This window comes from Marichromatium sp. PS1, from assembly GCF_041155115.1.
Classification (GTDB): domain Bacteria; phylum Pseudomonadota; class Gammaproteobacteria; order Chromatiales; family Chromatiaceae; genus Marichromatium; species Marichromatium gracile.
Genome location: NZ_BAAFHB010000007.1, coordinates 111,624 through 128,296, shown reverse-complemented (window position 1 = coordinate 128,296; position 16,673 = coordinate 111,624). Strand labels below are relative to the sequence as shown.

General features: G+C 72.4%; 15 protein-coding genes. 7 read left to right on the top strand and 8 right to left on the bottom strand.

Annotated elements, in window-relative coordinates:
- Positions 1-186 precede the first annotated feature (186 nt).
- The 4 genes from tcuA (at position 187) to ACAM26_RS16740 (ending at position 4,874) form a co-directional block, all read left to right on the top strand.
- Positions 187-1,572, top strand: a complete 1,386-nt coding sequence (gene tcuA, locus ACAM26_RS16755) for an FAD-dependent tricarballylate dehydrogenase TcuA (RefSeq protein WP_369614171.1) — start codon at positions 187-189, stop codon at positions 1,570-1,572.
- A complete protein-coding gene (tcuB, locus tag ACAM26_RS16750; protein ID WP_369614170.1) occupies positions 1,559-2,680 on the top strand; it encodes a tricarballylate utilization 4Fe-4S protein TcuB in 1,122 nt (373 codons plus the stop codon). Before tcuA ends, tcuB begins: the two co-directional genes overlap by 14 nt.
- 761 nt (positions 2,681-3,441) lie before the next feature.
- Entirely contained in the window at positions 3,442-4,113 is a 672-nt protein-coding gene (gene bluB / locus ACAM26_RS16745) for a 5,6-dimethylbenzimidazole synthase (protein ID WP_123140657.1), read from the top strand.
- Entirely contained in the window at positions 4,110-4,874 is a 765-nt protein-coding gene (locus ACAM26_RS16740) for a cobalt-precorrin-6A reductase (RefSeq protein ID WP_123140656.1), read from the top strand. Before bluB ends, ACAM26_RS16740 begins: the two co-directional genes overlap by 4 nt.
- A 68-nt stretch (positions 4,875-4,942) precedes the next feature.
- Here the strand turns inward: ACAM26_RS16740 and cobJ are convergent, their stop codons facing one another.
- From cobJ to ACAM26_RS16725, 3 genes are read right to left on the bottom strand one after another with little or no spacing between them, the layout of a single operon-like run.
- The gene (gene cobJ / locus ACAM26_RS16735; RefSeq protein ID WP_123140736.1) at positions 4,943-6,115 is read right to left on the bottom strand and encodes a precorrin-3B C(17)-methyltransferase; all 1,173 of its coding nucleotides are present in this window, start codon (positions 6,113-6,115) and stop codon (positions 4,943-4,945) included.
- On the bottom strand, positions 6,115-6,846 hold the full coding sequence (locus tag ACAM26_RS16730) for a precorrin-2 C(20)-methyltransferase (RefSeq protein WP_369614169.1): 732 nt from the start codon (positions 6,844-6,846) through the stop codon (positions 6,115-6,117). Before ACAM26_RS16730 ends, cobJ begins: the two co-directional genes overlap by 1 nt.
- Positions 6,847-6,851: 5 nt before the next feature.
- A complete protein-coding gene (locus ACAM26_RS16725) occupies positions 6,852-7,478 on the bottom strand; it encodes a precorrin-8X methylmutase (protein WP_062273740.1) in 627 nt (208 codons plus the stop codon).
- A gap of 194 nt (positions 7,479-7,672) precedes the next feature.
- On the opposite strand from ACAM26_RS16725, the gene cbiE reads away from it, so the two are divergent.
- Together cbiE and ACAM26_RS16715 are read left to right on the top strand one after the other, a co-directional pair.
- The gene (cbiE, locus tag ACAM26_RS16720; protein WP_369614168.1) at positions 7,673-8,920 is read left to right on the top strand and encodes a precorrin-6y C5,15-methyltransferase (decarboxylating) subunit CbiE; all 1,248 of its coding nucleotides are present in this window, start codon (positions 7,673-7,675) and stop codon (positions 8,918-8,920) included.
- Between the two features lie 54 nt (positions 8,921-8,974).
- A complete protein-coding gene (locus ACAM26_RS16715) occupies positions 8,975-10,462 on the top strand; it encodes a GGDEF domain-containing protein (RefSeq protein ID WP_369614167.1) in 1,488 nt (495 codons plus the stop codon).
- Here the strand turns inward: ACAM26_RS16715 and ACAM26_RS16710 are convergent.
- The gene (locus tag ACAM26_RS16710; protein ID WP_369614166.1) at positions 10,345-11,703 is read right to left on the bottom strand and encodes a cobyrinate a,c-diamide synthase; all 1,359 of its coding nucleotides are present in this window, start codon (positions 11,701-11,703) and stop codon (positions 10,345-10,347) included. The two genes, ACAM26_RS16715 and ACAM26_RS16710, sit on opposite strands and share 118 nt — an antisense overlap.
- On the opposite strand from ACAM26_RS16710, the gene ACAM26_RS16705 reads away from it, so the two are divergent.
- Positions 11,702-12,100 (top strand): cobalamin biosynthesis protein, encoded by a 399-nt coding sequence (locus ACAM26_RS16705; RefSeq protein WP_369614165.1) that lies wholly within the window; start codon positions 11,702-11,704, stop codon positions 12,098-12,100. The two genes, ACAM26_RS16710 and ACAM26_RS16705, sit on opposite strands and share 2 nt — an antisense overlap.
- A 6-nt stretch (positions 12,101-12,106) precedes the next feature.
- Here ACAM26_RS16705 and ACAM26_RS16700 read toward each other — a convergent pair whose 3' ends face one another.
- From ACAM26_RS16700 to ACAM26_RS16685, 4 genes are read right to left on the bottom strand one after another with little or no spacing between them, the layout of a single operon-like run.
- Positions 12,107-13,978, bottom strand: coding sequence for a bifunctional UDP-sugar hydrolase/5'-nucleotidase (locus ACAM26_RS16700; protein WP_369614164.1), 1,872 nt, complete (start codon positions 13,976-13,978; stop codon positions 12,107-12,109).
- 25 nt (positions 13,979-14,003) lie between these two features.
- Entirely contained in the window at positions 14,004-14,798 is a 795-nt protein-coding gene (locus tag ACAM26_RS16695) for an ABC transporter ATP-binding protein (protein WP_369614163.1), read from the bottom strand.
- Positions 14,795-15,796: an iron ABC transporter permease gene (locus ACAM26_RS16690; protein WP_123143246.1), complete on the bottom strand. Its 1,002-nt coding sequence runs from the start codon at positions 15,794-15,796 to the stop codon at positions 14,795-14,797. Before ACAM26_RS16690 ends, ACAM26_RS16695 begins: the two co-directional genes overlap by 4 nt.
- Positions 15,796-16,647, bottom strand: coding sequence for an ABC transporter substrate-binding protein (locus ACAM26_RS16685; RefSeq protein ID WP_369614162.1), 852 nt, complete (start codon positions 16,645-16,647; stop codon positions 15,796-15,798). The genes ACAM26_RS16690 and ACAM26_RS16685 overlap by 1 nt, the downstream gene beginning before the upstream one ends.
- Positions 16,648-16,673 lie beyond the last annotated feature (26 nt).

Here is a 16,673-nt window from a genome sequence, read left to right as displayed (position 1 = left end):
TGGGCTCGGCTCCTGCGCGATGCGACGCGTGCGCAGATCAGGGATGGGGTCGGTTGCATGGGGCGCGGTCCTCTCGTATGGTCAAGGCCAAAGCCGAGTATTCTTGTAACCCATGTCACCCCTTGTCAAACCACCCGCGCCCGACCCGCTAGAGCGGCCCTGCCCCACCACCCGTCCCCAGCAGCGATGACCCCCGACCCGACCCCGGACGTCCTCGTCGCCGGTGGCGGCACCGCGGCGCTGTGCGCGGCGATCAGCGCACGCCGCGCCGGCGCCCGGGTGACCCTGCTCGAACAGGCGCCCCGCGCCCGACGCGGCGGCAACACCCGTCATGCGCGCAACTTCCGCTATGCCCACGACACCGCCAACGCGCTGTCGAGCGGCCCCTATCCGGCCGCGACCTTCCTCGCCGACCTGCAAGGGGTGACCGAAGGCGGGGCCGACCCGCAGCTCGCCCGGCTGCTGGTCGAGCGCTCGGCCGACCTGCCCGCGTGGCTCGGCGGCTGCGGGGTGGCGCTGCAGCCGCGTGCCGGCGGGGTGCTGCCGCCCTCGCGCAAGACCGCCTTCCTGCTCGGCGGCGGCACCGCGATGATCAACGCGCTCTATGCCGAGGCCGAACGGCTCGGCGTCGCCATCCACTACCAGTACGCGCTCGAGGACCCGGGCCTGGGCGGCGAGCGGGTCGGGCGGGTCGGCGTGCGCGACCCGCACGGCGCGACCCTGCACCTCGCCCCCGGTGCGCTGATCCTCTGCAGCGGCGGCCCCCACGCCAACCGCGACTGGCTCGCCCGGCACTGGGGGGCGCGCGCTGCCGGCATCCTCAATCGCGGCACCCCTTACTCCGAGGGCCGAGCGCTGCTGCGCCTGCTCGAACAGGGCGCCGAGCCGATCGGCGACCCGGGACGCGCCCACCTGGTTGCAATCGACGGGCGCTCGCCGGTCGATGACGGCGGCATCGTCACCCGGGTGCGCTGCATGCCCGCCGGGATCGTCGTCGACAGCGCCTGCCGACGCTTTCTCGACGAGGGCGGCGATACCGCCTCGACCCGCTATGCCCGTTGGGGCCAACGGCTGATCGACTGTCCCGACCAGGTCGCCTATCTGGTGCTCGACACCCCGGCGTGGCAGAGCGCCCCACCCTCGCTCTACCCACCGATCACGGCCCCGACCCCGGAGGCATTGGCCGTGCGCCTCGGACTCGACCCGGCGGCGCTCGTTGCCACCCTCGCCGCCTACAACGCCGCCGTGCGCCCGGGCGAGACCCCGGAGGACGGCCACACCGAGGGGCTGGAGCCGCCCAAGAGCGGCCATGCGCGGGTGCTCGACACCCCGCCCTTCGCCGCCTACCCGATGCGCCCGGGCATCACCTTCGGCTACCAGGGCCTCGCCGTCGCCCCCGACACCCGGGTGCGGCTGACGCGCGGCGGGGTCGCCACCAACCTGTTCGCCGCCGGGGTCGCGATGCAACCCAACCTGATCCCGCGCGGCTATGTCTCCGGACTCGCGCTCGCCATCGGCATGGTGTTCGGGCGCATCGCCGGCGAGGAGGCGGCGAACCATGTCCTCAGCTGATCCCCGCACCGAGACGCGGCGCGTGCTCGCCATCTGCAACGCCTGCGGCTACTGCAACGGCTTCTGCGACGTCTTCGAGTCGGCGCGGCTGCGCCCGGCGCTGACCGACACCGACCTCGAACACCTCGCCCACCTCTGTCACCACTGCCGCAACTGTCTCTATGCCTGCCAGTACGCGCCGCCGCACCCCTTCGCGGTCAACGCCCCCCGGGCGCTGACCGCGCTGCGCCACCACGCCTATGTGCGCCACGCCTGGCCGCGCCCGCTGGCGCGGCTGCTGATCCATGCCCCGGCGAGCGCGCTGCTGGTGGCGCTGGCGACCATCGTGCTGGTACTCGGCGCGGTGCTCGCGCTGGTGCCGCATGCGGTACTGTTCGCCGCGCACCAGGGCCCCGGTGCCTTCTATGCCGTGATCCCCTGGGGCTGGATGAGCCTGCTCGCGGCGCTGCCGCTCGGTTGGTCGCTGCTGGCCGTCGCCGTGTCGCTGCGCCGGGTGTGGCGCGAGGGCGCGAGCGCCGGCGAGCCGCCACCGGGCTGGCGCGACTGGCGCGGCGCGCTCGCCGACCTCGTCACCCTGCGCAACCTGCGCGGCGGCGGTCCCGGTTGCAACGACCTCGACGACCGCCCCTCGCACTGGCGCCGTCGGCTGCACCACACCCTACTGCTCGGGCTGCTCGGCTGTCTCGCCGCGACCACGATCGCCACCGTCTACCACCATCTGCTCGGGCTGCAGGCGCCCTACCCCTGGTGGAGCCTGCCGGTGGTACTCGGCACCCTCGGCGGACTGGCGATGACGGTCGCCACCCTCGGTCTGGCCTGGCTCACCCTGCGCGCCGATCCGACACCGAGCACCAGCGCGAGCCGTGGCGCCGACGCCGCGCTGCTCGCACTGCTCGCCGCCGTCGCACTCAGCGGTCTGGCGCTGCTCGGCTGGCGTGCCACCGCCGCGATGGGCGTACTGCTCGCGCTCCACCTCGCCACCGTGATCGCCTTCTTCCTGCTCATCCCCTACAGCAAGCTCGTCCACGGCGGCTACCGCGCCCTCGCCCTGCTGCGCGAGGCCGCGGCGAGGCGTCGGCGGGTCCGGCGCACGGTCGGCGATGCTTGAACCGCGGAGCAGCTTTCAGCCACCAGCCGCCAGCTGACAGCCCCCAGCGGAGAGCGCCGACGCTCAGTGACTGGCGACTGGTGGCTGAGGCCGGTGTGCGGCCGGGATGTTTGAACCGCGGGGCAGCTTCCAGCCACCAGCTGACAGCCGCCAGTGGGGAGGGCCGACGCTCATGACTGGCAAGGTTCGGCGCACGGCCGGGGATGCTTGAACCGCTAAGATACTGTCTTTCCCGTCAACCGCCGATCATGCACACCAGTCTCCCCGACTGGAGGCTGGATGCTGATCGCTGGAGGCTGGCTCGAACCGCAAAGTCGCGAAGCGCGCAAAGTGAGTGAGGGGGTAAGGTTGGCGTAGATCGCGACCGGCGCGGGTCCGCCCCGCCGTCTGGTCAGCGCGCCTGCTGGCGGCTGAACGCTGAACGCTGAACGCTGAACGCTCAGCGACAGCGTAAGACGCCTTGCTCCGCCGGGCACGCTGCGCTTTGCCCGGCCTACCGGATCGCCGTCTCTGCTCAAACCCTTCGCGCCCTTCGTGCCATTGCGGTTCAATATCCTGGCTGCTGGCTGCTGGCTGCTGGCTGCTGGCTGCTGGCTGCTGGCTGCTGGCTGCCGCCGAACTGACCCATACCCCTTGCGCGCGGGGATCGCGCGCGTCATCGCCGCACCCGCGCCCCGCCCCGGGTATAATCCGCGCGCCGTGCGGTCATCGAACCGTCATCCGGCCTCCCACCACGACAGCACGATAAGGAGGACAGAGCCTTGGCGCACAACCAATGGGCATTCACCGACAGCGAACGCGAGGCGGTCTACAAGGCGATCTTCTCGCGGCGCGACGTGCGCCGCGAGTTCCTCCCCGACCCGGTCCCGGAGCCGGTGTTGCGCCGTCTGCTCGCCGCCGCCCATCACGCGCCGAGCGTCGGTTTCATGCAGCCCTGGGACTTCGTGGTGGTGCGCGACCGCGACACCCGCGCCGAGATCAAGGCCGCCTTCGCCCAGGCCCACGCCGAGGCCGCCGAGCAGTTCGACCCCGCATCGCGCGAGACCTATCGCGGCCTCAAGCTCGAGGGCATCCTCGAGGCCCCGCTGGGGATCTGCGTCACCTGCGACCGCAGCCGTCACGGCCCGGTGGTGATCGGGCGCACCGCCAACCCCGAGATGGATCTCTACAGCAGCGTCTGCGCCATCCAGAACCTGTGGCTCGCCGCGCGCGCCGAGGGCATCGGCGTCGGCTGGGTGAGCATCATCCACCACCAGCGGCTGCGCGAGATCCTCGCCATCCCCGAGGACATCGACGTGATCGCCTATCTCTGCGTCGGCTATGTGCGCTTCTTCCACGAACGCCCGGAGCTGGAGAGCGCCGGCTGGCTGGAGCGCGCCGCGCTCGACGGCCTGATCCACGAGGAGCGCTGGCAGGGCGGACAGGCACGATGAGGGCAACGGTGATCATCCTCGGTGGCACCACCGAGGGCTATGCGCTGGCCGAGGCGCTGGCGGGACGCACCGGGATCCGGCTGATCAACTCGCTGGCCGGACGCACCGACAACCCCAGGCTGCCCGCCGGCGAGACCCGGGTCGGCGGCTTCGGCGGCGCCGAGGGGCTGGCCGACTTCCTGCTGACGGTCCAGGCCGATGCGGTGATCGACGCCACCCACCCCTTCGCCGCGGCGATGGGCTGGAACGCCCACGCCGGTTGTGCCGCCGCCGCGGTGCCGCTGCTGCGCATCGAGCGCCCGGCGTGGCAGCCGCAGCCCGACGACCAGTGGTTCGAGACCGACGATTGGGAGGGCGCGCGCGCCCGGTTGCGCGCGCGCGGCGCACGACGCGTGCTGCTCGCGCTCGGTCGTCAGGAGCTTGCGCCCTTCGCCGGACTCGACGACATCCACTTCCTGATCCGCGCGGTCAGCGCGCCCGATCCCATGCCGCCCTTCGCCGACGCCGAGCTGCTGCTCGCGCGCGGGCCCTTCGGCCTGGAGGAGGAGCGCGACCTGCTCGACACCCACCGGATCGATACCATCGTCTGCAAGAACAGCGGCGGCACCGCTACCGCCGCCAAGCTCACCGCGGCGCGCGAACGCGGCATCGAGGTGGTGATGCGCCGCCGCCCGCCGCGCCCGCAACGCCCCACGGTGGCGCGGGTCGACGAGGCGCTCGCCTGGCTCGAACGCAAGCTCGACCACCCGCCCGAGCGCTGAGCGGTCACTGAAAGAGATCGCTTGGAGGCAGACGCCGCCCGCAGCGGCGACGTCTGCCGTCGGCAGGTTCAGTCCTGCTCGGCAGGCTGCGGATACCAGCGCGGGGTATAGACCCAGTCACGCCCCTCGGGGGCACTGAAGTGACGGGTCTGGGAGGAGCCGACGATCACCACGGTGCGCATATCGACCTCTTGCGGGTCGAGCGCGCCCAGGGTGGTCACCCGCACCCGCTCGGCGGGACGACCGACGTCGCGACCGAGCACCACCGGGGTGTCGGCGTCACGCACCCCGCGCAGCACCGTCAGCGCCTCGCCGAGCTGCCAGGGCCGCGCCCGCGAGATCGGGTTGTAGCAGGCGATCACCAGATCGGCGCGGGCGGCCAGCTCCAGCCGGTGGACGATCTGCGACCACGGCTTGAGGTTGTCGGAGAGCGAGAGGATGCAGAAGTCGTGACCGAGCGGCGCACCGATGCGCGCGGCGGCGGCCTGCGCCGCCGAGATCCCCGGCACCACCGCCAGCTCCACCGCGTGCCAGGCCGGCTCGGCGTGCTCGTCGAGCGCCTCGAGCACCGCCGTGGCCATGGCGAAGACGCCGGGATCGCCGGAGGAGACCACCACCACGTGCCGCCCCTCGGCGGCCAGCGCGAAGGCGGCGCGGGCGCGATCCATCTCGCAGCGGTTGTCCGAGCCGTGGATGACCTGATCGGGGCGGAAGGGACCGGCCATCTCGACATAGGTGTTGTAGCCGATGATGTCCTGCGCCCGGTCGAGTTCGAGCCGCGCCGCCGGGGCCATCAGCGCGTGCGCGCCCGGTCCCAGCCCGACCACCGCGAGGCGGCCCGGACGCGGGCGCGACGGCTCGACGGCGGTGATCGCCGCGCGCACCCCGAGCACCTCGGCGATGCGCTCGGCCAGGGCGTCGGCGCCACGCGCCGCGCCGAGCAGCGGCACCACCGCCGAGCCGTCCTCGGCGACCACCACCACAGCACCGGCGTGATCGCCACGGGCATCGAGCAGCGGCGCCAGGGTCACCGCCACGGCGCCGACCTCGCCGAGCACCACGCAGGGCAACCCGGCGCGATAGCTCGCGCGCAGCGCCTCGTCGCAGCCCTGCTCGGCCTCGGTCGAGAACGCGCACGGGTGCGGGTTGATCTCGTCGCAGGCGGCGGCGATACGTCCGGCCGTCACCCGTCCACGCGCGCTGGTGGCCAGCAGCAGCGGTCCCTGTTCGATCCGTTCCATCACGCCCCCTGCCAGCGTTCGCCGGGAATCAGCACCATCGAGAAGTACGGCACCTGCTCGGGCTCGACCTCGGCGAAGGGCCGCACCCGCTCGCCGTCCATGGTGGCGCGCTCGACATAGCGCGCGCGATCGGCGATGCCGAGGCGTTCGAGCACCCGGCGCAGCTTGGCGAAGTTGCTGCCGAGCTTCATGATCGCCGCGGCCTCGACCCCGGCGAGCCGCGCCTCCAGCTCCGCCTCCGGGAGGGTGGCGGCGATCACCTGCAGCGACTGGTCGCGATAGACCAACGGGGTGCGCAGCACCGAGGCGCTGGCCATCACCGAGCAGATGCCCGGCACCACCTCGACCGGATAGCGCTCGGCGAGGCGGTCGTGCAGATACATGAAGGCACCGTAGAAGAAGGGATCGCCCTCGCAGGCGACGGCGACATCACGCCCGGCGTCGAGATGATCGGCGATGCGCGCGGCCGACTCGTCGTAGAAGGCGCGCATCACCCCCTCGTAGTCGTAGGGCGGCGGCGGGCGCTTGCCGGTCACCGGATAGACCAGCGCGAGGCGCTCCTGGGTCTCGCAGAGGTGCGGCTCGATGGTGGCGAGCGCGTTGCCGCGCTTGCCCTTGCCGATGTAGTAGGCCACCACGGGCGCGGCGCGCAACAGGCGCAGCGCCTTGAGGGTGAGCAGTTCGGGGTCGCCCGGGCCGATGCCCAGGCCGAGTAGACGGCCCTTGCCCATGTCGCTCACTCGTGCTCGCTGCCGAGCGCGTTGACCGCCGCCACCGCCATGGCGCTACCGCCACGCCGCCCGCGCAGGGCGATATAGGGCACACCGCGACTGTCGGCGGCGAGCGCCTCTTTGGACTCGGCAGCACCGATGAAGCCGACCGGGAAGCCGAGGATCAGCGCCGGGCGCGGCGCGCCCGCATCGAGCATCTCGAACAGACGGAACAGCGCCGTCGGGGCGTTGCCGACCACCACCACGGCCCCCTCCAGGTGCGGGCGCCACAGCTCCAGCGCGGCGGCGGTGCGGGTGTTGCCCAGCTCGCGCGCCAGCTCCGGTACGCGCGGATCCTGCAGGGTGCAGATGATCGGGTTGTCGGCGGGCATCCGCGCCCGGGTGATGCCCTCGGAGACCATGCGGCTGTCGCAGAGGATCGGCGCACCGGCCTGGAGCGCGGCGCGCCCGGCGGCCCCGGCGCCCTCGGAGAACAGCAGGTCCTCGACCACGTCGGGCATGCCACACGCATGGACCACGCGCACCGCGACCTTTTCGAGGTCATCGGGGATGCGTGCCAGGTTCGCCTCGGCACGGATGATGGCGAAGGACTGGCGGTAGATGTCGTGGGCGTCGCGGTTGTATTCGATCATCGCAAATCTCTATCGAGCGGCAAGACGGGAGGGGTCGGGGTCGCGGTGGATCCCGACGAACAAGCCATGGCCGAGGGTGGTCTGCCTGGGGGAAGAGGAAGGCATGTTCAGCAAAAGATTGATTATAATGCCTGCGCCAGCGGGCGGCCACTCCGGTACCACCCAGCAATCCACCCCGACCGACCGAGCCTGCAATGACCGACCCGACCCCAGCCAGCGCCCCTCTCAACTCGACCTGGCTGACCGTGGTCGGCATCGGCGAGGACGGACTCGCCGGGCTCGGCGAGGCGGCACGCGCGGCGATCGCCGGGGCCGAGGTGATCTTCGGCGGCGCGCGTCATCTCGACCTGATCGAGCCACGATCGGAGCAGGAACTGCGCCCCTGGCCCAGCCCCTTCAGCGACGCCTACCCCCAGCTCGAGGCGCTGCACGGACGAGCGGTCTGCGTGCTCGCCAGCGGCGACCCCATGTTCTACGGTGCGGGTTCGAGCCTCGCGGCACGCTTCGGCGCCGCCGCGCTGCGGGTGCTGCCGGCACCCTCCTCGGTCTCGCTCGCCGCCGCCCGGCTCGGCTGGGCGCTGCACGAGATCACCGTGGTGCCCGCACACGGTCGTCCGCTCGCCCGGGTCAACCTGCACCTCGCCCCGGGGGCGCGGCTGCTGGTGCTCTCGGCCGACGGCGAGACCCCGGCCGCGCTCGCCGCCGAGCTGACGGCGCGCGGCTACGGCGAGAGTCGGCTGACGGTGTTCGAGCACCTCGGTGGTCCGGTCGAGCGTCGCCTGCAGGGACGCGCTGCCGACTGGTCGATCGAGCACTGTGCGCGGCTCAACCTGATCGCGCTGGAGTGCCGTGCCGACGCCGGCAGGCAGTCGTATTCACGCCGCGGCGCGCTGCCCGACGCGGCCTTCGCCAACGACGGCCAGCTCACCAAACGCGACGTGCGCGCGGCGACCCTGGCGCGGCTCGCACCGCTGCCCGGCGAGCTGCTGTGGGACGTCGGCGCCGGCAGCGGCTCGATCGGCATCGAGTGGCTGCGCGCCGAGCCGAGGGCACGCGCCATCGCCATCGAGGCAAACGCCGAACGTCAGACGCTGATCGCCGCCAACCGCGAGGCGCTCGGGGTCCCTGACCTGATGCTGGTGGCCGGACGCGCGCCCGAGGCGCTCGACGGGTTGGAGACGCCGGATGCGATCTTCATCGGCGGCGGTCTGACCCGCGCCGGGGTCGCCGAGCGCTGCTGGGCGGCGCTCAAACCCGGCGGACGGCTGGTGGCCAATGCCGTCACCCTGCAGAGCGAGGCCTTCCTGGTCGAGCTGCGCGGGCACATCGGCGGCGAGCTGACCCGGATCTCGGTGGCCCACGCCAGCCCGCTCGGCGCCTTCGACGGCTGGCGCACGGCGATGCCCGTCACCCTGTTGACCGCGGTCAAGCCCGAGCAATGACCCAGGTCCGGCCGACATGCGCCGGACCGGTATCAGCAACAACCGAAGTCCGGGATGCAACACCGCCAGAACATCCATAACATCTATGTCATCGTCGGGCTCGCCGTGACCCTCCTGGTCGCGAGCTTCTATCTGCTGGGGATGCGCCCGCTGATCAAGCACCTGGAACAGATCCACGACGAGCGCATCACCTTCCAGCTCACCGAGAGCAGCGCGCTGATCCACAGCATCTTCGACGATCAGCGCAACATCGCCCGCCAGGTCGCCAGCCGCAGCGCCATCCGCGCGCGTCAGGCGGCCTATCTGCGCGACGAGATCGATCGCGAGGCGCTGGTCGCCTTCAGCCGGCCCAAGCTCGCCGACGCCATCGGCGCCCATGAGGACTTGGTCTCGGTGGCCCGCTACGCCCCCGACGGCAGCCGTCTCTACAGCGCGGGCGTCGCGGTGCCGGCGCTCTATGACCAGAAGTGTTCGACCGCCCCGGACGACCGTATCGAACTGCTCGCGGCGGACGAGGCGCGACACCGGCTGTACTACTGCTCACCACTGCACGACGCGACGGGCCGACGCATCGGCACCGATCTACTGGTGATGCACGATCAGCGGCTGCACGAGGCCGTCGATCGCCAGACCCGACCCGGCGTGGGACTGGCCCTGATCTTCGGCGAGGTACGCAGCAGCTACTGCTCGACACAGAAGATCACACCACGGATGAGCGCCGCACTGATGCAGCATCTCGACGCCGCTACCCCGACCGACGGTTTCACCATCAGGCAGCAGAGGCTCGAACGCTACCCCGACTGGCGCATCCTGCTGATCGTCGATGATGCCGAGCACGCGCGTCCGATCGAACGCCAGATCCTGCCGCTCCTGGTCGCGATACTCGCCTCGACCACGGCGATCTACCTGCTCACCGTCATCACCCTGCGCCCGATCATCGCCGCCCTGCTCGAACAGAAGGCGCTGCTCGCCCGCTCGCGCTGCGACGGACTCACCGGCGCCCACAACCACGCCTACATGCAGGAGCTGCTCGACGCCGAGCTGGCGCGCACCGCGCGCTACGACCGGCCGCTGTCGCTGATCCTGCTCGACATCGATCATTTCAAGCAGGTCAACGACCGCCATGGCCACCAGGCCGGCGACCGGGTGCTGCGCATCCTCACCCGGCGCTGCCGCGAGGCGATCCGCGAGACCGACCAGCTCGCGCGCTATGGCGGCGAGGAGTTCCTCGTCATCCTTCCCGAGACCGGACGTGCGCAGGCGATGGCGCTCGCCGAACGGTTGCGCCGGGACATCGCCAGGGACGAGTTCCAGGTGCCCGGCGAGCGGTTGCGACTCACCATCAGCCTCGGCGTCATCAGCACCGAGGGACAGCCCCGAGCGGTCGACAAGCACGACCTGATCGAGGCCGTCGATCGCGCGCTCTATCGCAGCAAGCGCGAGGGCCGCGACCGGGTCAGCGACGGCGCCATCGCGCCCGCCGCGTCGCCCGCATTGGGGAGGAAGAGCGCGGCGGCCTCGCGTGGCGAGGAGGGGAAATAGAGATGCAGATAGCTCGCGCGGATCGAACCGTGACGATAGAAGGGCTCGCCCTCGGCGCCGTCGCGCTGACGCGTGCCGAAGGCCACCGGCGCAGGCGCGCCCTGCATCGTCGAGTGATGGAAGCTGTGACCGCGCAGCCCGCCGAGCGCCTGCATCCCCAGCCCGGCAAGACGCTGCTGCATCCGCCCCTCGCCCGGCAGCAGCGCGGCGAGCCGAGCGCCGTGACCGGTCTTGTCGATCAGCCGCTCGAGCAGATAGAGCATGCCGCCGCACTCGGCGTAGAGCGGCCTCCCGGCCTCGACATGGGCGCGCAGCGCCCGATGCATAGCCTGATTGGCGGCGAGCCGGTCGAGGTGCAGCTCTGGGTAGCCGCCGGGCAGATAGACGGCATCGGCCTCCACCCCGGCATCGACCAGCGGCGAGAAGAAGGCGAGCTCCGCCCCCAACGCCTCCAGCAGCCGCAGGTTGTCGGCATAGAGGAAGGAGAAGGCCGCATCGCGCGCCACCGCGATCCGACGTCCGGCGAGCAACCGAGGCGGCGGCTCGATCGCCGCCGGGGCGTGGAAGGCGACCGGTTCGGGCAGGCGCGCCAGGGCACTGTCGGCGATCCGCTCGGCGGCGGCGTCGAGACGACGTTCGAGATCCGCGATCTCGGCGGCCTGCACCAGCCCCAGATGCCGGCTCGGCAGCGCCGCCTCGGCCAGCCGCGGCAGCGCGCCGAGGAAGGGCACGGTTGCGGGCATCCCGGCGGCGATCATCTCGGCGTGACGGGCGCTGGCGACCTGGTTGGCCGCGACCCCGGCAAAGCGCAGCCCGGGGCGGTAACTCGCCAGCCCCAGCGCCAGCGCGCCGAAGGTCTGGCCCATGCCGCGGGCATCGATCAGCGCCGCCACCGGCAGCCCGAAGCACTCGGCCAGATCGGCGCCCGAGGGGGTGCCGTCGAACAGCCCCATCGCGCCCTCCACCAGGATCAGGTCGGAAGCGCCGGCGGCGGCATGGAGCTTGGCCTTGCAGGCCGTCTCGCCGACCATCCACAGATCGAGCGGCTCGACCTCGGCACCACTGGCGCGGGCGTGGATCATCGGGTCGAGGAAGTCCGGCCCGATCTTGAACACCCGCACCCGCCGGCCCTGACGACGATGATGACGCGCCAGCGCGGCGACCAGCGTGGTCTTGCCCTGCCCCGAGGAGCAGGCGCTGAGGAAGAGTGCGGGACAGTGATGGACGGGGGCGTTCGACATGGCTGAATCCGGACGGGCGATCACGATCGGGGTGGGTTTCCAGCGCGGCGTGGCGCGCGCGAGCCTGGAGTCTGCCATCGACGCCGCGCTCGGGCCACTCGGCGCGATCGAGGTGCGCGCCATCGCCAGCCTCGATCACAAGTGCGCCGAGCCCGCGCTGCACGCACTCGCCGCCGCGCGCGGCTGGCCACTACGCGGTTTCACGGCCGCGCGATTGGCCGCCGTCGAGGTGCCGGGCGGTTCGGCGCGGGTCGCCACGGCGGTCGCCACACCGAGCGTCGCCGAGGCCGCGGCGCTGCTCGCCGCTGGCGACGGTCGGCTGCTGCTCCCCCGTCAGGTCCACCGCGACCCCGCCGGCAAGGCCTTCACCCTGGCGATCGCCGGCTGCGCCGCCTGAGCCCACTCAGCCCGCGCTCGCGCACACCGCAGGCACCTCGGGGTCCGCACGACGCGCGTCGCCGTCGCGCCCGATCAACCGCTGGGTGCTGTACTCGGCGCAGGGCAGCGGCCTCACCCGGGGCGGCACGGCGAGCAGCGCCGCGCCCGGGGCCGCGCCGCCGAGATCACGCTGCAGATACTCGATGAAGACCTGGGTGTCGGTGGTGCCGATGTCGTGCCCGACGATGGCGGCAAGACCCTCGTAGCCGTCGCGACCGGCGGCAAGGAAGCTGTTGGTGATCAGGCTCAGCCGGTCGTCCTCGCCCAGGGGGCGCCAGTGAGTCTCGCCGCGCCGCCGGAAGCTCAGCGCCGAGAGCCGCTCACCGGCCGGGCGCGAGAGATCCAGGGTCCAGCGCAGGTTGGCTGCATAGGGATAGGCGCCATTCGACCCGGGACCGTCGAGGAAACTCGCCAGCGCCCCTTCGAGCAGCGCGCGCAGCTCGCGCCCGCTCAACTCCAGCTCGACCAGGGTGTTGCCGAAGGGCAACAACCGATAGACATCGGCCAGGGTGAGCGGCCCGGCGGGCAGATCGATACGCACCGCCCCGGCATTGAGCAGCGCGACGTCGGCGTGCGCACCACGCGCCAGATAGGCCTGGGCGACCAGCTGCTGGATGTCGCCGCCGTGGAGCTGGGTGGCGCGTCGGTCGCAGCGCGCGCTCTGGCCCTCGCCGGGGATACGCTCGAAGCAGAGATCCTCGCTCACCTCGCCGACCACCTGGCTGCCGAGCGCCTTCACCTGATCGGCATAGCGGGCGATCACCGCAGCCACCGCGGGGTCGGGCGCGATCGGCACAAGCTCCGGGGTGCGCGCGACCTGCGCCCGCACCCGCGCCTCGACCTCGGGGTCGAGCGGCGCGCCGTCGCGGCTGAAGGTCTCGCCGAGCAGCAGACGCGGGGTTCCGGTGCACGCGCGCACCCGTCCGGCGGCATCGAACACCACCTCCAGCTCGCCGACCAGAGCGGCGTACTGCCAGGCCTGGACCACGCACACCGGATTGCCGTCGAGATCATGCACCCGGCTCGGATAAGGACCGACCGGGTTCAGCCCGAGGGGCGCGAGGCCGTCGCCAAGCAGGCTGTGCGAGTCACCGCCGACGATCACGTCGACCCCGCGCAGCGCACGCGCCAGCGCCAGATCGTTGGCGTACTGGTAGTGGGTCAGCAGCACGATGCGCTCGATCCCCTGGGCGGTGAGCGCGTCGATCTCGCGCTGCGCCGTCTCGCGCTCGTCGAGGAAACGGGTGCTCGGCAGCGGGCTCGACGAGCGCCGGGTCTTGCCGGCGATGTCGAGCCCGACGATGCCGATCCGCACGCCACCGCGATCGAGCACCACGTGCGAGTCGATCAGCGGCGCCTCGCCGCGCGGTGCCAGCGGGGTGCCGGGCGCGGGCACCACGTTGGCCGCCAGCACCGGGGTGCGGCAGCCCGCGCCGTCCGACGGATTGAGCGCGCGCAGGAAGCGGGCGAGTCCGGCATCGCCGCCGTCGAACTCGTGGTTGCCGAGGGCGAAGGCGTCGAAGCAGATCGCACGCATCGCCGCGGCATCGGCCTCGCCGTCGAACAGGCTGTGATAGGGCGTGCCGGTGATGGCATCGCCGGCGTGCAGCACCAGCACCTCGGGGTCGGCGGCGCGGGCGCGGGCGATCAGCGCCGCGACCCGCGCGAGCCCGCCGATCTCGACCTCGACGTCGTCGAGTCCGGCGAGATCCAGCGCGCCCGGCTCGGGATCGAGATGGGAGTGGTGGTCGTTGATGTGGAGGATGCGGAGCCGGTCGTCCGCGACCGCCGCCCCGCCCCACAGGCACAGGGCCAGCACCAGCAGATGAATACGCATGTCCAGCTCCCGCCGCGTCGGCGGCTCAGTGATCGTCGAGACAACGCCAGGGGATCAGATAGGGCTCGCCATGGTGACTGCCGCCCAGCACCTCGATGCCATAGGCCGTGCGCAGGTTGGCCGCGTCGAGCACCTCTCCGGGCCGCCCCTGCGCCAGCGCCCGCCCCTGGTGGAGCAGCAGCAGGCGATCGCAGAAGCGGCTGGCCAGGGTGAGGTCGTGGAGCACCAGCACCACCCCGGCGCCGCGCGCGCAGTGTGCGCGCAACAGCTCCATGATGCGGAGCTGATGACGCGGGTCGGCGGCGGCGATCGGCTCGTCGGCGAGCAGCAGCGGGGCCTCGACGGCGAGCGCGCGCGCCAGCTTGGCGCGCGCGCGCTCGCCGCCGGAGAGGGTGTCGAGCCGTCGCGCGCGCAGCGCCTCCACCTCGGCGGCGACGAGCGCGCGCTCGACGGCCTCGCGATCGCGCGCGGCGCGCGCCGCCGAGGCGCCGCCCCAGCCGCCGGACTGCCAGGGATGGCGCCCGAGCGCGACCAGATCGGCCACCGAGATCGGCCAGCGCACGCCGTCGTCCTGACCGAGATAGGCCAGACGCCGCGCCCGCTGGCGCGCCGGCAGCCGCGCCAGCGGCTCGCCGGCGAGCCGCACCTCGCCGCGATGGGGCAGCAGTTGGGCGATCGCCTTGACCAGGGTGCTCTTGCCCGAACCGTTGGGACCGACCACCCCGAGCAGCTCGCCGGCCTCGAGGGCGAGCGCGACCTCGCGCAACAGCGTCCGCGCGCCGATCCGGACCTCCAGCCCATCGACCGTCAGCAGGCTCATCCCGGCGCCCCGCGCGAGCGCAGCACCAGCGCCAGGAAGAAGGGCGCGCCGACCAGCGCGGTGACCACCCCGAGCATCAGCTCGCGCGGGGTGTCGAGCAGACGTAGCGCGATGTCGGCGACCAGCACCAGCAGCGCGCCGCCGAGTGCGCTCGGCACCAGCAAGGCGCCGGGACGGTGGTGTACCAGCCGACGCAGCAGATGCGGCACCACCAGACCGACGAAACCGATGGTGCCGCTCACCGCCACGGTCGAGCCCACCGCCAGCGCCGCGCCGAGCACGATCAGCCCGCGCAGCCGCGCCAGATCGACCCCCAGGCTCGCCGCCTCGGCCTCGCCGAGTGCGAGCACCTCCAGCGCCGGCGCGGTGGCCAGCAGCAGCATGAGCCCCAGCACCACGAAGGGCAGTGCCAGCAGCACGTCGTCGAAGCTGCGATCGCTGATCGAGCCGAGCAGCCAGAGCACGATGTCCTGCACGCTCGCCGGATTGGGCGCGAGGTTGAGCGCCAGCGAGGTCAGCGCCCCGGCGAGCGCCGAGAGCGCCACCCCGGCGAGGATCAGCGTCAGGTTGCTGGCGCCGCGCCGGGTGAGCAGATAGAGCGCCAGGGTGGCGAGCAGCGCGAACAGCATCGCCGCCCCCGGCAACAGCCACAGGCTGATGGCGGTGAGACCGAAATGCAGGGTGAGCACGGCGCCGAGTCCGGCGCTCGCCGAGATCCCCAGCAGCCCGGGTTCGGCCAGGGGATTGCGCAGCAACCCTTGCAACGCGGCACCGCTGGCCCCCAACGCGGCGCCGACCAGCCAGGCCAGCACCACCCGCGGCAGCCGGATCTGCTGCACGATCAGCCGTTGCTCGGTGCTGCCGGTACCGAGCAACCCGGCGAGCACCTCGCCCGGCGTGAGCGGCGCGGCACCGAGACCGAGCGAGAGCAGGCTGGCGAGCGCGAGCGCCACGAGCAGCGCGAGGTTCAGCGACCAGGGCGCGAACAACCGGCGCATCACCGCCCTCCCCCGACGCTCGACGGCGGCAGCGCCTCGACCGCGGCGACGATGGCCTCGGCCGCCGCGACCAGCTCCAGCCCGCCGCAGCCCCAGGCATCGCCCGGCACCCGCACCGCGGGGATGCGCGCGAGCTGGTCGCGAAACAGCGGGTGACGGGCGTAGGTCGAGGCGCTCGGCGGCTGGCGGCGATCGAAATAGCCGAGCAGGAAGAGATCCGGCGGATCGCTCACCAGCCGCTCCAGCGGGAAGCGGCCCCAGCCGCGATGCCCGGCCTCGGCGGCGAGGTTGACCAGCCCGAGATGACGCATCAGCCCATCGACATAGGTGCCGGCCCCGGCGCTGCCGCCACTCGGGCGCAGGTAGAGCGCTCGCCGACCGGCAAGCCGCCCGGCGAGCGCGCGCATCCGCCCGCGCGCCTCGGCGGCCAGCGCGGCCCCGGCCTCGGCGCGCCCGATCGTGGCGGCCACCGTGCGCGCCGTCTCCAGGCTGTCGTCCCAGTCATGCGGATAGGGCAACTCGATCAACCGCACCCCGCGCTCGGCGAGCAGCCCGGCGTGGCGTCGCCCGCCCCAGCCGCTGTAGACCAGGGCGATATCGGGCTTGAGATGGAGCAACTCCTCGACGCGCCCCCGATTCCCGGGATAACGCTCGGCGAACGCCGAGCGCGGCGAACCGGGCCGCTGGCTCTGTCGCGAGACCGAGCGGATCTGTCGGGGATCGGCGACGGCCAGCAACAGCAGGTCGGCGCAGAGATTGGTGCTGGCCACGCTCGGCGCGGGCGCGGCGGCCAACGGCGGGTGCCAGCACAGCACGACCAGCGGCAGGCACCAGACCCAGATGTGGCGCATGCGAGAAGCGAACCTGGACATCGGCG

Excerpts from the sequence above, each read along its gene's own strand:
- tcuB (WP_369614170.1), top strand. The coding sequence starts at position 1,559 with ATGTCCTCAGCTGATCCCCGCACCGAGACGCGGCGCGTGCTCGCCATC.
- ACAM26_RS16710 (WP_369614166.1), bottom strand. The coding sequence starts at position 11,703 with ATGTCGAACGCCCCCGTCCATCACTGTCCCGCACTCTTCCTCAGCGCC.
- ACAM26_RS16705 (WP_369614165.1), top strand. The coding sequence starts at position 11,702 with ATGGCTGAATCCGGACGGGCGATCACGATCGGGGTGGGTTTCCAGCGC.
- ACAM26_RS16740 (WP_123140656.1), top strand. The coding sequence starts at position 4,110 with ATGAGGGCAACGGTGATCATCCTCGGTGGCACCACCGAGGGCTATGCG.
- ACAM26_RS16690 (WP_123143246.1), bottom strand. The coding sequence starts at position 15,796 with ATGCGCCGGTTGTTCGCGCCCTGGTCGCTGAACCTCGCGCTGCTCGTG.
- cobJ (WP_123140736.1), bottom strand. The coding sequence starts at position 6,115 with ATGGAACGGATCGAACAGGGACCGCTGCTGCTGGCCACCAGCGCGCGT.
- ACAM26_RS16695 (WP_369614163.1), bottom strand. The coding sequence starts at position 14,798 with ATGAGCCTGCTGACGGTCGATGGGCTGGAGGTCCGGATCGGCGCGCGG.
- ACAM26_RS16700 (WP_369614164.1), bottom strand. The coding sequence starts at position 13,978 with ATGCGTATTCATCTGCTGGTGCTGGCCCTGTGCCTGTGGGGCGGGGCG.
- ACAM26_RS16715 (WP_369614167.1), top strand. The coding sequence starts at position 8,975 with ATGCAACACCGCCAGAACATCCATAACATCTATGTCATCGTCGGGCTC.
- ACAM26_RS16725 (WP_062273740.1), bottom strand. The coding sequence starts at position 7,478 with ATGATCGAATACAACCGCGACGCCCACGACATCTACCGCCAGTCCTTC.
- cbiE (WP_369614168.1), top strand. The coding sequence starts at position 7,673 with ATGACCGACCCGACCCCAGCCAGCGCCCCTCTCAACTCGACCTGGCTG.
- ACAM26_RS16730 (WP_369614169.1), bottom strand. The coding sequence starts at position 6,846 with ATGGGCAAGGGCCGTCTACTCGGCCTGGGCATCGGCCCGGGCGACCCC.
- tcuA (WP_369614171.1), top strand. The coding sequence starts at position 187 with ATGACCCCCGACCCGACCCCGGACGTCCTCGTCGCCGGTGGCGGCACC.
- ACAM26_RS16685 (WP_369614162.1), bottom strand. The coding sequence starts at position 16,647 with ATGCGCCACATCTGGGTCTGGTGCCTGCCGCTGGTCGTGCTGTGCTGG.